This is a genomic window from Proteus genomosp. 6 (assembly GCF_040139785.1).
Taxonomy (GTDB): domain Bacteria; phylum Pseudomonadota; class Gammaproteobacteria; order Enterobacterales; family Enterobacteriaceae; genus Proteus.
Window position 1 is genome coordinate 47,304 of the sequence record NZ_JBEEVJ010000006.1, and the last position, 13,818, is coordinate 61,121.

Annotated in this window: 11 protein-coding genes; 2 read left to right on the plus strand and 9 right to left on the minus strand. The window is 36.7% G+C overall.

Going from position 1 to position 13,818, the window contains the following annotated elements:
* The first annotated feature begins 9 nt into the window (after positions 1-9).
* Positions 10-528, plus strand: a complete 519-nt coding sequence (gene fabA / locus ABN212_RS09350; protein ID WP_023581351.1) for a bifunctional 3-hydroxydecanoyl-ACP dehydratase/trans-2-decenoyl-ACP isomerase — start codon at positions 10-12, stop codon at positions 526-528.
* A 116-nt stretch (positions 529-644) separates the two neighbouring features.
* On the opposite strand, the gene ABN212_RS09355 is transcribed toward fabA, so the two are convergent.
* The 7 genes from ABN212_RS09355 to rlmKL form a co-directional block, all read right to left on the minus strand.
* Complete coding sequence (locus tag ABN212_RS09355; protein WP_349443153.1) at positions 645-1,136, minus strand: hypothetical protein; 492 nt, start codon at positions 1,134-1,136, stop codon at positions 645-647.
* An 875-nt stretch (positions 1,137-2,011) separates the two neighbouring features.
* Complete coding sequence (gene rmf, locus ABN212_RS09360) at positions 2,012-2,182, minus strand: ribosome modulation factor (RefSeq protein WP_349443154.1); 171 nt, start codon at positions 2,180-2,182, stop codon at positions 2,012-2,014.
* A 672-nt stretch (positions 2,183-2,854) separates the two neighbouring features.
* Entirely contained in the window at positions 2,855-3,427 is a 573-nt protein-coding gene (gene pqiC, locus ABN212_RS09365; RefSeq protein ID WP_109373548.1) for a membrane integrity-associated transporter subunit PqiC, read from the minus strand.
* Positions 3,427-5,079, minus strand: coding sequence for an intermembrane transport protein PqiB (pqiB, locus tag ABN212_RS09370; protein WP_198620517.1), 1,653 nt, complete (start codon positions 5,077-5,079; stop codon positions 3,427-3,429). The genes pqiC and pqiB overlap by 1 nt, the downstream gene beginning before the upstream one ends.
* Positions 5,072-6,361: a membrane integrity-associated transporter subunit PqiA gene (pqiA, locus tag ABN212_RS09375; RefSeq protein ID WP_109373546.1), complete on the minus strand. Its 1,290-nt coding sequence runs from the start codon at positions 6,359-6,361 to the stop codon at positions 5,072-5,074. The genes pqiB and pqiA overlap by 8 nt, the downstream gene beginning before the upstream one ends.
* A gap of 85 nt (positions 6,362-6,446) precedes the next feature.
* Positions 6,447-8,375, minus strand: coding sequence for an ABC transporter ATP-binding protein (locus tag ABN212_RS09380; RefSeq protein WP_198620516.1), 1,929 nt, complete (start codon positions 8,373-8,375; stop codon positions 6,447-6,449).
* Positions 8,376-8,381: 6 nt separating this feature from the next.
* Positions 8,382-10,496 carry a bifunctional 23S rRNA (guanine(2069)-N(7))-methyltransferase RlmK/23S rRNA (guanine(2445)-N(2))-methyltransferase RlmL gene (gene rlmKL, locus ABN212_RS09385; RefSeq protein ID WP_198629748.1) on the minus strand — a complete coding sequence of 705 codons (2,115 nt, stop codon included), beginning with the start codon at positions 10,494-10,496 and terminating at the stop codon, positions 8,382-8,384.
* 108 nt (positions 10,497-10,604) lie between these two features.
* Between rlmKL and ABN212_RS09390 the strand changes: the two genes are divergently transcribed.
* On the plus strand, positions 10,605-11,762 hold the full coding sequence (locus ABN212_RS09390; RefSeq protein ID WP_349443155.1) for a YcbX family protein: 1,158 nt from the start codon (positions 10,605-10,607) through the stop codon (positions 11,760-11,762).
* A gap of 302 nt (positions 11,763-12,064) precedes the next feature.
* Here the strand turns inward: ABN212_RS09390 and ABN212_RS09395 are convergent, their stop codons facing one another.
* Together ABN212_RS09395 and ABN212_RS09400 are read right to left on the minus strand one after the other, a co-directional pair.
* A complete protein-coding gene (locus ABN212_RS09395; protein WP_088493276.1) occupies positions 12,065-12,322 on the minus strand; it encodes a colicin E3-like toxin immunity protein in 258 nt (85 codons plus the stop codon).
* 10 nt (positions 12,323-12,332) lie between these two features.
* Positions 12,333-13,658 (minus strand): colicin E3/pyocin S6 family cytotoxin, encoded by a 1,326-nt coding sequence (locus ABN212_RS09400; protein ID WP_349443156.1) that lies wholly within the window; start codon positions 13,656-13,658, stop codon positions 12,333-12,335.
* Between the last annotated feature and the right edge of the window lie 160 nt (positions 13,659-13,818).

The window sequence follows — 13,818 nt, forward strand, 5'->3', positions numbered from 1 at the left end:
ATATAGACAATGGTTGATAAACGCGAATCTTATTCTAAAGAAGACCTCATTGCTTCAGGCCGTGGTGAATTATTTGGCCAAGATGGCCCACCACTGCCATCTGGTAATATGCTAATGATGGATCGCATCATTAAAATGACAGAAGATGGCGGCACCCATAATAAAGGCTTTATCGAAGCAGAATTCGATATCAAGCCAGATTTATGGTTCTTTGATTGCCACTTCGTGAATGATCCTGTTATGCCAGGTTGCTTAGGCCTAGATGCCATGTGGCAACTTGTTGGCTTCTATCTTGGCTGGCTTGGTGGTGAAGGTAAAGGCCGTGCGCTTGGTGTTGGTGAAGTTAAATTCACTGGGCAAATATTACCAACAGCAAAGAAAGTTACCTATAAAATTGATTTCAAACGTGTTATCAATCGTAAACTGATCATGGGTATTGCCGATGGTGAAGTGTATGTTGATGGTAAGCTGATTTATGAAGCAAAAGACTTAAAAGTTGGCTTATTTAAAGATACAACTGCATTCTAAGATAGATAACAACCCGAATCTATTATAGAAATACCGTGTAACATAAAGTACACGGTATTTTTTTATCTATGCTAACAACGTATTTATTTTTTTATAAAAAACAGATCATATTCAACTCAGTTTTTATCAATACATGCTGTCGATTGTTTATCTTTTAGATACTGAAAATATTGTTTAATTTTAAGAGAGAAAAATAAGCTGTATGTAAGATAAACAAGTAATCCTACTAAAAATAAGATCCCTAATACTTCACCTGAATTTTCTGCTTGATTACTACCACTTGTATTATCCAATGTATTTTGCATACCTACGACTATTGCAATAGTGATAGGAAGCATTGATATACTCCAGAATATTTTTAGCATCATCGATGCTATTTCTTTATTCATAAAGATAACAAAAAGAGTAATAACATATAAAGTTGGGAGAGTAAAAGTTTGTATCAAACTCCACAATATAGAAAGATAAGCTATTAAATTTAAATTTTCGCTATCTTTTATAGATATGCCCACTAAAGTAGAAACACTAGTAAATGAAGATATTAATTGCCCTAAAGTAAAGAAAATAAAAACAATTAATATTATCCATAATGATATTGGTTTTTTCATTGAAATCTTCCTTGTAAATAAAAGTCGCTATCATAAATTAATCGATGTATAGTGTCATTATATTAATAAATAAAATTTATATATAAAGATAAATTTAATTTAAGTGAACTTTTTTTATTCCAAACAAATACTAAACTTAAAATTTATATCCACTTAGTATAAGTAGATTACGTCAAGAAATAATCGTATGGATATGATTATAAGCGCAATAGTAGAACTGTTGAGCTTTCTGATTGATCTTATCTTTTTTCTTTGCAAAGCAATTGGCTATAAGATCACAGTTTTATTGATTATATTTATTTGTATGTATGCTAATCAATTCAATATAAAATGGATCTTAGGTTTTTCTATAACCTCATTATGTTTATATAGTCCAAATTTATATAAGTTATTTAAAAAATCAAAAGGAAATCTTTAAGTTAAATTAATCGTCATAAAAATAATTTAAGGAAAATAAGTGATTAATAAAGGAAAAGTATCTAAAAAAATGCAGACTTTATGTTTTATTGTGGCATATTTCTGATATTTACATTTTCTATACCTTGGTTTACTTCAGAAAAAATTGATTGGCTCTATAATTCTGTTAATACAATACTTGCTATTTTTCTTACTATTTATGGGTTTCGTTTACGTAGAAATTCTTATAGATCAGAATAAAAAAATAATGACAATATAACGTAAAAAGGCTTACAAAAATGTAAGCCTTTTTTATATCCAAATTGATTGTTTGTTATTTATACTCAAATTGTCCTATGCTCAATATGTACATAGGAATATATATAAATAACCCTCGTTTTGATTGTCGGTAAAATCTTAGTGATAATATTCAATAGGACTCAAAATTAGCCATGACATATTTCACTACGACGGGTTATTTATTTTACCAGACTAGGGCGATCTTCCATCGCCTGTCGCCAGCCTCCAAGCCAATGTGAACGCGCATCAATGGCGAAATAAGGGCAAAGATCTTTTGAACGACCTTGCATACCAGCTTGATAACCTTTCGATAATGCTCTTGCTAAACGATCTCGTTTCTGTCTTTTCATATCTAGACAACCCTCACGTTCTAAGTTTAAGCGGAAAGATAATGATTGTTTTTTCAACAACCACTATAAATTGATACGCTTTATTGCGCATTTAAGCAAGTAAAGAAGTTAATACAAATGTCATATTTGTGATGTTGAGCCAGCTAAAAATGTAATACCAAATGTTATTATTTATTTTATTTAATGATTTAATTTAAATATTATCTAATTCTTTTAATGGGTTATACCCAAACAAAAACATAACTAATTGATATTTAATGGGTATTATTAATTAAAAACAATTTTCTTTATTTTTATCTTAGAAAATCAATAAATTAAATAAGATATAATAATGTTTGTTTTTATGTTTATATCAATATAAGACTTAGTTTATAAATATAACTTTTTGCTCTATTTTTATTTTTTCGTAGAAAACTCTTTTTAATTACCTTTGCTTTATTAAGGAATTAGCCATCATTGGAGGTAAAATAAGCTATTAATACCTCTTACATACTTCTATTAATTCAAACTCTTCAAATACAAGTTACATATCTTCTAAAAAAAATGCTATGCAATACGCCAAGCTTAACTATTCTTCATCTTTTCTCTTTTAGATATAAACAAAAACCCAATATTCAACTTAAATACAATTTAAAAGAATATTGGGTTTAAATAAACATAATGCTAAATCAGTTAGTATTGAGCTTGAATTGCTTTCGCTATCTCAGAAACAACTTGCTCCCATCCCTGCCCTAATGTACGCACTAAAGCAGGATAACCATCTTCCGTTTGTGTTAAAACTAAAGAAAATGGCTGATTAATAACCTTATTATTTTCAGCGTAGATCCAGTCACCTGAAATAATCACTTGCCCATCATAACGGCCTTGGAAGTAATTAACGGTAACGGTTAATTTCGCAAGATTATCTTCAACCGGTTGATTAGCAACAACTGTATCCGGCAATGCTTTTGTTAAACCTGAAATAAGGTTCTGTTGTAATTGCTGATCAAGTGGATTAATCCATAAATGTTGATTAGCCACGGTATAGTTAATATCCGTCGTTTGATAAACAATTCCTGCATTAACTAGCATATTAGACAAACGGATCGGCTGAACCCAAATTTGGGGCTTCTTGGCTGACTGTGTTGTCGAGACTTGTTCTGACACGCCACCTTGATAAACATCGGGCAACTGATAATACGTTTTATCAATCTGACTTGAACATGCCGTTAGCATCAATACAAATACCCCAATGATGTATTTCATTATTTTTCAGCCCTCTTCGGTTCTGGATCTTTACCTTCCTTCGCTTCAAAAATTAATGCGTTGCTCTTATTGTTCAATGTTTTCAATAAAGGCTGCATCTCTCTTAAAACCTGATCAAGCTGCTGCATATTATCAATCATTTTTCCGTATGCAGGAGAGCCCGGTTGGAAGCCTTGCATACTGCGATTAATCTCTTTCAATGACTGTTGAATATCATTAGGAAGATTTCTAAATTCATCACTACCAATCATGGCATTCAATGCTTTTAGTGTCTCTTTCGCTTCAGCAACTGCTTTTTGGCTTTCAGCTAACGTTGCCGTCATCTCTTTAAGCATTGGCTCAACAGGAAGATTGTTGATCTTATCAAGAGATGTCATGACTTTTTGCTGAATTTGCGCTAAACCTGAACTTGTAGTCGGTATTTGTTGGAAACCAGCAACTTCTTGAGGGCCTTCCCATTTTGTTGCATCAGGGTAGAAATCAAGGTCAATATAAAGCGCACCAGTTAAAAGATTTCCCGATTTTAAAGAAGCTCTTAGCCCATTATTAGAGGCTGAAGTGATCTCTTTGACGAAGTCAAAACTTTCACCAACATCATTAGCAAAACGCTCTGGTTCAACATGAATTAGCACTGGAATACGAAAATCTTTATCCAGTGATTGTTGCATGCCTTTAGTGTAATAAGGTACTTGAACAACAGTACCCATGCGAATTCCACGGAATTCAACAGGTGCCCCCGCCTGTAATCCCCTTACAGAATCAGAGAAAAACATAATGTAACTGCGATAATCAGTATATAGCGAGTTTTGAATGCTCTTCTCATTATCGTAAAGTTTAAATTCTGTTTTAGGTGCAATTTGATCGCCTGGTAACCATCCGTTTGGAACATCAAAACTAACGCCACCACTAAACAATGTGGAAAGTGATGCCATTTCAACACGAACACCCGATGAAGACATATCAAAGGCGATACCTGAATCTTTCCAGAATCTCACATTAGATGTCACCATTTTGTCATAAGGTGCTTTGATAAAGAGTTGATAATGCATATCTCTTGTATCAATATTGAATTCACTGGTTTCAACTGAACCAACTTGGTAACCTCTAAATAAAACTGGGTCGCCTGCATTTAATTGACCTGCTTTTTCACTCACTAAATTAATGCGAATACCTTTTGCATCAGGCGAAGCGAGTGGCGGTGAATCAAGAAGGTTAAACTCATCTTCTTCTTTACCCGTTAATCCCGGTTGTAGCTCAATATATGCGCCTGAAAGCAAGGTGCCTAAACCCGTTACACCCTCTTTACCTATTTGCGGTCTTACAACCCAGAATGCGGTATCTGCACGTAATAACTCTTTCATGCCAGTATCAAGGCGCGCTGTGATGATAACGCGACTAAAATTGCTATCGAGTGTGACACTTTCAACTAAACCGATATCCACACTGCGGCTTTTAATTTTGGTTTTACCTGCTTCAATGCCATCTGCATTATAGGTAATTAATGTAACTTCTGGACCCTGATGGCTGAAATGATAATAAAGTATCCATGCACCTATCAGTAAGGTGACAAGTGGTATGATCCAAACTGGAGACCAGCTTTTTAGTTTGTTAATTTTTGCTTCAGTTAAAGCAGTTTCATTCTTTTCAGTCACCCTTAGGCTCCTTAATCGTGGGTTTATCATCATCGGTTGTACACTTATCCCACGTCAACCGAGGATCAAACATCATTGCAGAGAACATAGTTAGCACTACAACCAATGCAAATAGCACCACACCAAAATCAGGATAGATGCTCATCAGACGTCCCATTCTGACTAATGAAGCTAAAACAGCAATTACAAAGACGTCAATCATCGACCAACGCCCTACATATTCAACAACTTCGTAGAGAAAATGCATTCTAGCAGGATCTCTTTTCCCATTAGATTTGTGTGCATCCCAACACAACCAAGCTATTGCTACCATTTTTAAACTTGGCACCATAATACTGGCAATAAATATCACCATTGCAACAGGATAAGAACCATCTTCCCAGAGCAAAATAACCCCTGCCATAATGGTTGAATAAAGGTTATTACCCAATGACTCAGTCACCATAATCGGCAATAAATTCGCGGGGATATAGAGGATCAACGAAGTAATCAACAGTGATACTGTCCATTGCAAGCTTTTCGGCCTTCTTGCATGTCCTTTGACTTCACAACGACTACATTCATATTGGTCGGCAGGTAAAATTGCCGTACATGAACGACATAATCTTACACCTTGTTTTAATCCCGGCTTACCCGATTCTATGTCAGGATAAGCAGGACGAGGCTCTAATTTTTCCCATAAAGTATGCCTATCAAGACATTGGAAAGCACGAATTTGAAATAAGCAATAAAGCACATAAGGTGGGAAACTCAACCCCAGCCCAATATCACCATAAGCCATTAATTTTACAAAGCTAACTAAAATTCCTGCAAGAAAAATTTCTGCCATACACCACGATTTTAGTTGAAATAAAATACGCGATAACCAAATTTGTAGCTTTCTTGGTAATTTAACGGGTGTGCAAAGAAGCAAGATTGCGATCATGCAAAAAGCGGGCACAATCTGCACAAACAATAGGAAAAAGGCACCTAGTTCAACGTAGTTTTCACTAAACATCACCGTTGGAATTTGCATCAGTGTGACATTATTAGCAATACCTGCCACTTCCATACTAACAAAAGTAAATTGGCTCGCCATTAACAGCATAAACAATGCGCTGATTGCTAACGCAACAGGTTGATAAAAAGGTTGGCGCCAACGTGCAGTTAGCACAGTATGGCAGCGAGGACATGTTGCTTTTGTTCCTTGTACTAATTCAGGAACACTGACCACCAGATCGCACTGAGGACATAATATTTGCTCATGTTTATGTTCATGACGATGTTGTTGACCAGAGCACACAGCGACACCTCTTATTTAGAATAATCAATAAAAGAATATTTAATCCAGAAAGTAAAACGGGGCGTGATGCCCCGTTTTCGGTTGGCTATTCGCCGTTTTGCATCAATTCTAGCTCTTGCCATCTGTCAAAAGCCGTTTCAAGTTCTTGTTCTTTGTCAGCAAGCGCCTTTAAGACTTTTTCTGTCTCTTCATGAGGACGAGTAAAGAAATCCGCCCCACTTACTTCTTCTTGTAATTCACTTAACTGCGTTTCTAAGCTTTCTAATTTAGCGGGAAGTTGCTCAAGCTCTCGTGTCAAATGATAACTTAACTTATTAGTACGAGTGTTCTTTTTAGAGCTATCTTTTACTTTTGCTTCTTTTTCAGCTTTTTCTGGTGCGTTGCGTGATTTATTTGTCTCACTCTTTAGTGAAACCGACTGTGCTCGTTGTTGCTGAGCATCGTAATATCCACCAACGTAACTGTTAATAACACCATCACCTTCAAAGATCCAACACTCAGTAACACTATTATCAACAAATTCACGGTCATGGCTAACCAGTAAAACAGTGCCTTGGTAAGCATCAACGAGCTCTTCTAGTAATTCCAATGTTTCAACATCGAGATCATTGGTTGGCTCATCGAGAATAAGTAAATTACTAGGTTTTAAGAATAAACGTGCCAATAATAGACGGTTTCTCTCACCCCCTGAAAGTGCGCGAACAGGAGTCATCGCACGTTTAGGTGGGAATAAGAAATCTTGCAAATAACCAAGTACATGGCGAGGACGGCCATTTACCATCACCTCTTGCTTACCTTCTGCAAGGTTATCCATGACTGTTTTATCAGGATCAAGTGTCGCACGGTGCTGATCAAAGTAAGCGACTTCAAGCTTAGTACCACAATGAACTCGTCCGCTGTCTGCTTTTAAATCGCCTAACATGAGTTTCAATAAAGTGGTTTTACCGCAACCATTTGGCCCCACCAGCGCAATTTTATCACCACGTTGTACTTTGGCAGAAAAGTCACGAACTAATTTACGCATTCCAATGCTGTAATTAACATCTTCAAGTTCAAATACAATTTTACCAGAGCGAGTTGCTTCTTCGACCTGCATACGAGCACTGCCTAACACTTCACGGCGTTCGCTACGCTCAACACGCAGTGCTTTTAATGCTCTTACACGACCTTCGTTACGAGTGCGTCGTGCTTTAATGCCTTGGCGTATCCACGCTTCTTCTTGCGCTAATTTGCGATCAAACTCTGCGTTTTGTTGCTCTTCAACACGCAATGCTTCTTCTTTGCTTTCAAGATACTTATCGTAATTTCCCGGCCATGAAGAAAGCTTTCCACGATCAAGATCGATAATACGCGTTGCCATATTACGGATAAATGAACGGTCATGGGAAATAAACACGATACTTCCTTGGAAATCTTTTAAGAATTTCTCAAGCCAAAGGATCGTTTCAATATCAAGGTGGTTTGTTGGTTCATCTAAAAATAGTACTCTTGGTGCGCTGACTAGTGCGCGCCCTAATGCTGCTTTTCTTAACCAACCACCTGATAAAGAAGAAAGCTCTGCTTCACCCTCTAAACCGAGTTTTTCTAGTACTTCTGCAATTCGGCTATCAAGCAACCACAAGTTACGACTATCAAGTACTTCTTGTAGCTCTGCCATTTTATTGAGATTTTTATCAGAAGGATCTGTCTCAATCAGTTTAGAAATATGGTGATAATCCGTTAGATATTTAGCATCTTCTTCAACGCCTTCTGCAACAAAGTCAAAAATAGTGCCTTCAATATCTCTTGGGGGATCTTGCTGTAAGCGAGCAGTTACAAGATCTTGCTCATAAACAACTTGACCATCATCTAAAGGTTGCTCTTTAGATAACACTCTTAATAGTGTTGATTTACCCGCACCATTGCGCCCAACTAAACAAACGCGTTCATTTTCTTCAATAAATAAATCGGTGCTATCTAATAGTGGGGCATCACTGAAAGATAAGTAAGCCCCAGTCAAACTAATTAACGGCATTGTAAATTATTCCTCACCAGCATGAGTTAACAGCCAGCAATTGTGAATTTGACGGTTACGTGCAAAGTCTTGTGATAATGTTTTCTGTGTTATCTCTTTTGCACACAACCCAATTTTTGCTAACTCGTCATGTTCCATTTTGAATCCACGTTTATTATTTGAGAACATAATTGTTCCGCCTTTTCTCAACAAACGTTTTAAATGTTTCATTAGTTCAATGTGATCACGCTGTACATCAAAGGTATTTTCCATTCGTTTTGAGTTAGAAAACGTAGGCGGATCGATAAAGATCACATCAAATTGTTCGTTGCTCTGCATTAACCATTGAATGCAATCTGCTTGCATTAAACGGTGTTGTCTACCTGATAAGCCATTCGCTTGGAAGTTTTTCTCAGCCCATTCAAGATAAGTACGGGACATATCAACGGTTGTTGTGCTTTTTGCACCACCAATTCCTGCATGAACAGAAGCCGTACCGGTATAAGCAAAAAGATTTAAGAAGTCTTTTCCATTACTCATTTCACCCAGCATTTTTCGTGCAATACGGTGATCTAAGAACAATCCTGTATCGAGGTAATCGGTTAGATTTACCCAGAATTTTGCACCAAACTCGTCAACTAAGAAGAAATCACCTTTTTCGGCCATTTTTTCATACTGTTGCTTACCTTTTTGGCGTTGGCGTGTTTTTAAAATCAGTTGATCAGAACGTAATGCCAGTACTTCCATTGTTGCGCTAATTACATCAAATAAACGCTGGCGGGCTTTGTGTTCATTAACTGTTTTAGGTGGTGCATACTCTTGAATAACCACTTTATCGCCGTAACGGTCTACAGCAACATTATATTCAGGTAAATCAGCATCGTATAAGCGATAACATTCAATTTGCTGTTGTTTTGCCCATTTCGCGAGTTTTTTCTCATTTTTACGTAAACGGTTTGCAAAATCTTCCGCAAGTCCAGTGTTAATCGTGGATGGTGTATCAGAAAGTAAATAGTTCTTTTGTACACAATCAAGAGGACCATTTTTTGCTTTGAACTCTCGTTCAGCACGTAATTGAATGCAACTTAACAGTTCAGGTGATGCACTAAATAGTGACAATCTCCAACCTGGGAAGTGTGCTTTTATCGCTCTTCCTAATTGGCTATGCAGTGCAATTAATGCAGGCTCACTTTCTAAACGCTCACCATAAGGTGGATTGCTGATAATTGTCCCTTTTATTTCTGTTGAAACAGGGTTTGTCAGTTTAGCTGCATCACCGTGAGCAAATGTAATCAGTTCAGCCACATCCGCTCTGCGGGCATTGGCTCTCGCCATATCCAACACACGTTTATCAACATCAAAGCCATAAAAACGCGCTGTTGTATTCTTTTTGCCTTCACGGAAACGGGCAAAAGCTTCATGAGTCACTTCTTTCCATAGCGCTTCATCGTGGCCTAACCAATGACGGAATCCCCAATGCACACGATTTAATGCTGGCGCACAATCAGTCGCCATCATAGCTGCTTCAATTAATAATGTACCAGAGCCACACATTGGATCGATTAATGGTGTGTCAGTTTTCCAACCTGAACGCATAATAATTGCAGCAGCTAAATTTTCTTTTAAAGGCGCTTGACCTGTTAAATCACGATAACCACGTTGATGTAAACCATCGCCACTTAAGTCTAAAGATAGCGAGGCTTTTTCTTTATGAAGATGGATAGTTAAGCGGATATCAGGAGATTGTTTAGCGACATCTGGACGTTGCCCTATTTTACGTTGGAATGAGTCAACGATGGCATCTTTCGCTTTTAATGCGCCATATTGGCTATTACGAATAATGTCATTCGTGCCATTAAAATGAATAGCAAAAGTCTGATCAACAGTAAAAATCTCACTCCAATCAATTGCCTGCACACCAAGATATAAGTCTAGATCACTATAAACATTGAATTCATTTAACGGCAACATAATACGCGACGCTAAACGGCTCCAAAGTAAAGACTGATACATGGTTTTATTATCAGCACGGAAATAAACACCGCCTTGTGTTATCTGGCAAGCCTGAGCACCTAAGTGTTCAAGTTCAGATTTTAATAGTTCTTCCAGACCTCGGCCTGTGCTGGCAAACAGAGAGCGCATAATATTGTTACCACCTAAAATAAAATTGTTGGGCATTATAGCTAATTGTATTACGTTGTCATAAAGTTACTGGCTATAAAAAATAATAATGTCTTTTTGGGAGCACTGATGATCAACGTTTCACGCCTTTATATACACCCAGTTAAATCAATGAAGGGAATTCGACTTTCTCATGCATTTGCTCGTGAGAGCGGATTCACGTTTGATCGCGATTTTATGATAACCACCCCTGAAGGGACTTTTATCACGGCACGAAAATTTCCCGTTTTGCTGTGTTTTATTCCCACAGTCATGGCAAATGGTATTTATATTCAAGCTCCTGATGGTGAAGGCATTGCTATCACCTATCAAGATTTTGAAACCACATTGCAACCGACAGAAGTTTGGGGCAACCATTTTACCGCGTATGTGGCTCCAGATGAAATAAATCAGTGGTTCAGTCGTTATTTAAAAATGGATGTTCAACTTCGTTGGACTGGCGAAAAATCGACACGCCGAGTGAAAAAGAATCCAGAAACCGCTGTTTCTTTCGCTGATGGTTACCCTTACTTATTAATTAATGAAGCCTCATTTCAATACTTACAACAGCGTTGCCCCGCTTCAATTAATATTGAGCAATTTCGAGGTAATATCCTCATAACAGGTGCAAAGCCTTTTGAAGAAGATACTTGGCAGACTATTCGTGTTGGCTCTGTTGTGATGGACCTGATGAAACCTTGTAGCCGTTGCATCATGACCACTATAAGTATAGATAAAGGTGTTAAACATCCTAACACAGAACCACTCGCAACACTGCAAACATTCCGTAGCGATGAAACAGGTGATGTCGATTTTGGTCAAAATGTCATCATTCGTCAAACTGGCATAATTCGTGTGGGAGATACTGTTGAGGTATTAGCTTATAAAGAAGCGAAACAATATCTTGTAACGGCACCTGTTGAAACACAATCAACACCTATTGTTGAACACGCACAAGAGCAAACTGTCAGTATTGAATTTAATGGTGAAATTTTTGAGGGTAATAACCAAGAAGTCCTGTTAGAACAGCTTGAAAATAATGGTTATGTTATTCCTTATAGTTGCCGAGCTGGCCTTTGTGGCTCTTGTGTTATCCAATTAGATGAAGGCGATGTTAATGCATTAAAAGCCGGAGCAATTAAACGCTCAGGTAAGATTTTAGCCTGTAGTTGCATTCCTAAAGGTAATGTAAAAGTTTCTCTTAAAGATAATAAAAATCAAATAGATATAAACAAAAAAATGAAATAAAGAACTCAATATAAACACAGTTATGTATGATATATATCGTTATCAGTAAATATTAAATTGATTAATTTTACCCCAATCATATATAACTGAGTTTATTGATGCACCCTCGATACCATTGCATTGGCAGTATTATGATTTTCCAGAACTGCATCACCTTATTAAGTACAAAGGTAATGAAAAAAATTTATTGAGAATGAGCAAGTTAGTTTATTAACCAACTGATTTTTCTATGATATCTCCAGTGCAAAAAAAAGTCTCCGTTAAGAGACTTTCAAAATGATGTAAGTGAATATTGTACATATTTACCATTTATCACGATAAGCAAAACTAATAAAATAGTCATATTTATCTTGTTCAATTTTATGAGTTATATGTTTTTGAATATTGTTAACCCACTCTGTTTCCAAATCAAACTCACCATTATTGATAATATTTTCATCTTGGGGGTTAATAGTTTCATCAATTAGAAAGTCATCATCACCAAAATCTTTGGAATACTCTTCACCAATAAAATCATCAGTTTTTTTATCAAACCAATAAACTCTCAATTTTAATCCCATTATATTGTCCTTACAGATATTTTTTGATACTACGTTTTGGATCAGCAGGCTTTAATTGATTACCCGTTTTTGGATCAAATGCACCAATATGCTGTCCATCACTAGCTCGGTAACCTTCTATTTCCCCATGCTGATAATCCCATTCATAAATTTTACGCCCTTTGTCTCCAATCCAGCGAGTTCGTCTACCTGCACCGCCCTGTTTCGGTGTTTTAGGTTTACTTTCTTTTAATTCACCTAACCCTTTAATATCTTGAGTTTTAGGAGGTTCATGATAACTATGACCACGCTCTTTTACGCCTTGGCGGGGTTTATCTTTCTTCCCTGTCGATAAATAAATTGGTTTTATTCCCAATTCCCATGGAAACACTAAAATTATAGGCTCTTTCAGCGAAGACTGTTCTTTCTCACTTTCTGTAAAAAAAGTGGGGGCATCTAAAGGTAAGTTATTAAACCTAGGAATATCATATACCTTACCAAGTAGATATCTATGTCTTTCTGGCTGAGGTAATTCAGTACCCGTTAAGATCTCCGCACTACCAATCTGAACAATTCTTTCTTGTTTCTCATTTGGTAAAGTATAAGCAAAAATACCTTTCTCAACAGTTTTTCTCGCTTCAACTACTCGAGTTTTAACTGGTACATTCGTTTTCACTAACTCAATTTGTTTTGTTCCATTAACTACCTGTTCAATAACAGTAGCCGAGGTATTAATTATCCCTTTTTGCTTTGCAATATCTTTTAATTGCGCTTCTTTAGGAATATTTAATCTCTGACCTGCCGCAGTAAGCGCAGTTTCTTTATTTTGGGGAAATTCTTGATAAATCATCGAAGGGTATCTATCACTCCCTACTCCAACTGGAGGAGAATACAGCATGAGGCCTGCACCTAAACCTAATGCACGACCTAAAATAGCCCCCAACGTTTCTGATGCAACCGTTGCATTTGCCGTTGTTACCACTGGAGTAAAAATAGCCACTGGGGCTAAATTAGCTTTATTGATACTCTTTCCTGGGATTAACGTAGATTGAGCAGATGTTATTGCTGTATTTAACTCAGCAGAAATACTGATTTGCTGCTTAGGTGCCGAAGTTAACATTTGAACAATAGAATCATATGATCCAACCGCTTTCTTTAAACTACCACTCATCATCCCTGCATACTGTAGATAACGCTGAGAATAAATTTTTATCGCTTTGGTTATATCACCTTCCCTGAAAGCATCCATCATCTCTTTACAATGCTTATCTTTTGTTAAAAAGATGCAATCTATTTTTGCACATACAGGGCAAATATTACGCTTCATTACCTCGATCGGTTTGACACGTTCACTCATATAAATTCCTTTTTATATTCAATCATACAATGACGATAGTGATCTAATATGACCAACACACCATTATTTGACTATTCTGTTTTTTGATACGAGTGTTATAAACCTCCTGATCTATAGCTCACATTTGACATAAAGAAGATAATTTTCCCTTACCTTATTT

What these genes read in the sequence shown, in the direction of transcription:
- ABN212_RS09400 (WP_349443156.1), bottom strand. Translation starts at nt 13,658, where the DNA reads ATGAGTGAACGTGTCAAACCGATCGAGGTAATGAAGCGTAATATTTGC.
- ABN212_RS09355 (WP_349443153.1), bottom strand. Translation starts at nt 1,136, where the DNA reads ATGAAAAAACCAATATCATTATGGATAATATTAATTGTTTTTATTTTC.
- ABN212_RS09380 (WP_198620516.1), bottom strand. Translation starts at nt 8,375, where the DNA reads ATGCCGTTAATTAGTTTGACTGGGGCTTACTTATCTTTCAGTGATGCC.
- pqiC (WP_109373548.1), bottom strand. Translation starts at nt 3,427, where the DNA reads ATGAAATACATCATTGGGGTATTTGTATTGATGCTAACGGCATGTTCA.
- rmf (WP_349443154.1), bottom strand. Translation starts at nt 2,182, where the DNA reads ATGAAAAGACAGAAACGAGATCGTTTAGCAAGAGCATTATCGAAAGGT.
- ABN212_RS09395 (WP_088493276.1), bottom strand. Translation starts at nt 12,322, where the DNA reads ATGGGATTAAAATTGAGAGTTTATTGGTTTGATAAAAAAACTGATGAT.
- ABN212_RS09390 (WP_349443155.1), top strand. Translation starts at nt 10,605, where the DNA reads ATGATCAACGTTTCACGCCTTTATATACACCCAGTTAAATCAATGAAG.
- rlmKL (WP_198629748.1), bottom strand. Translation starts at nt 10,496, where the DNA reads ATGCGCTCTCTGTTTGCCAGCACAGGCCGAGGTCTGGAAGAACTATTA.
- fabA (WP_023581351.1), top strand. Translation starts at nt 10, where the DNA reads ATGGTTGATAAACGCGAATCTTATTCTAAAGAAGACCTCATTGCTTCA.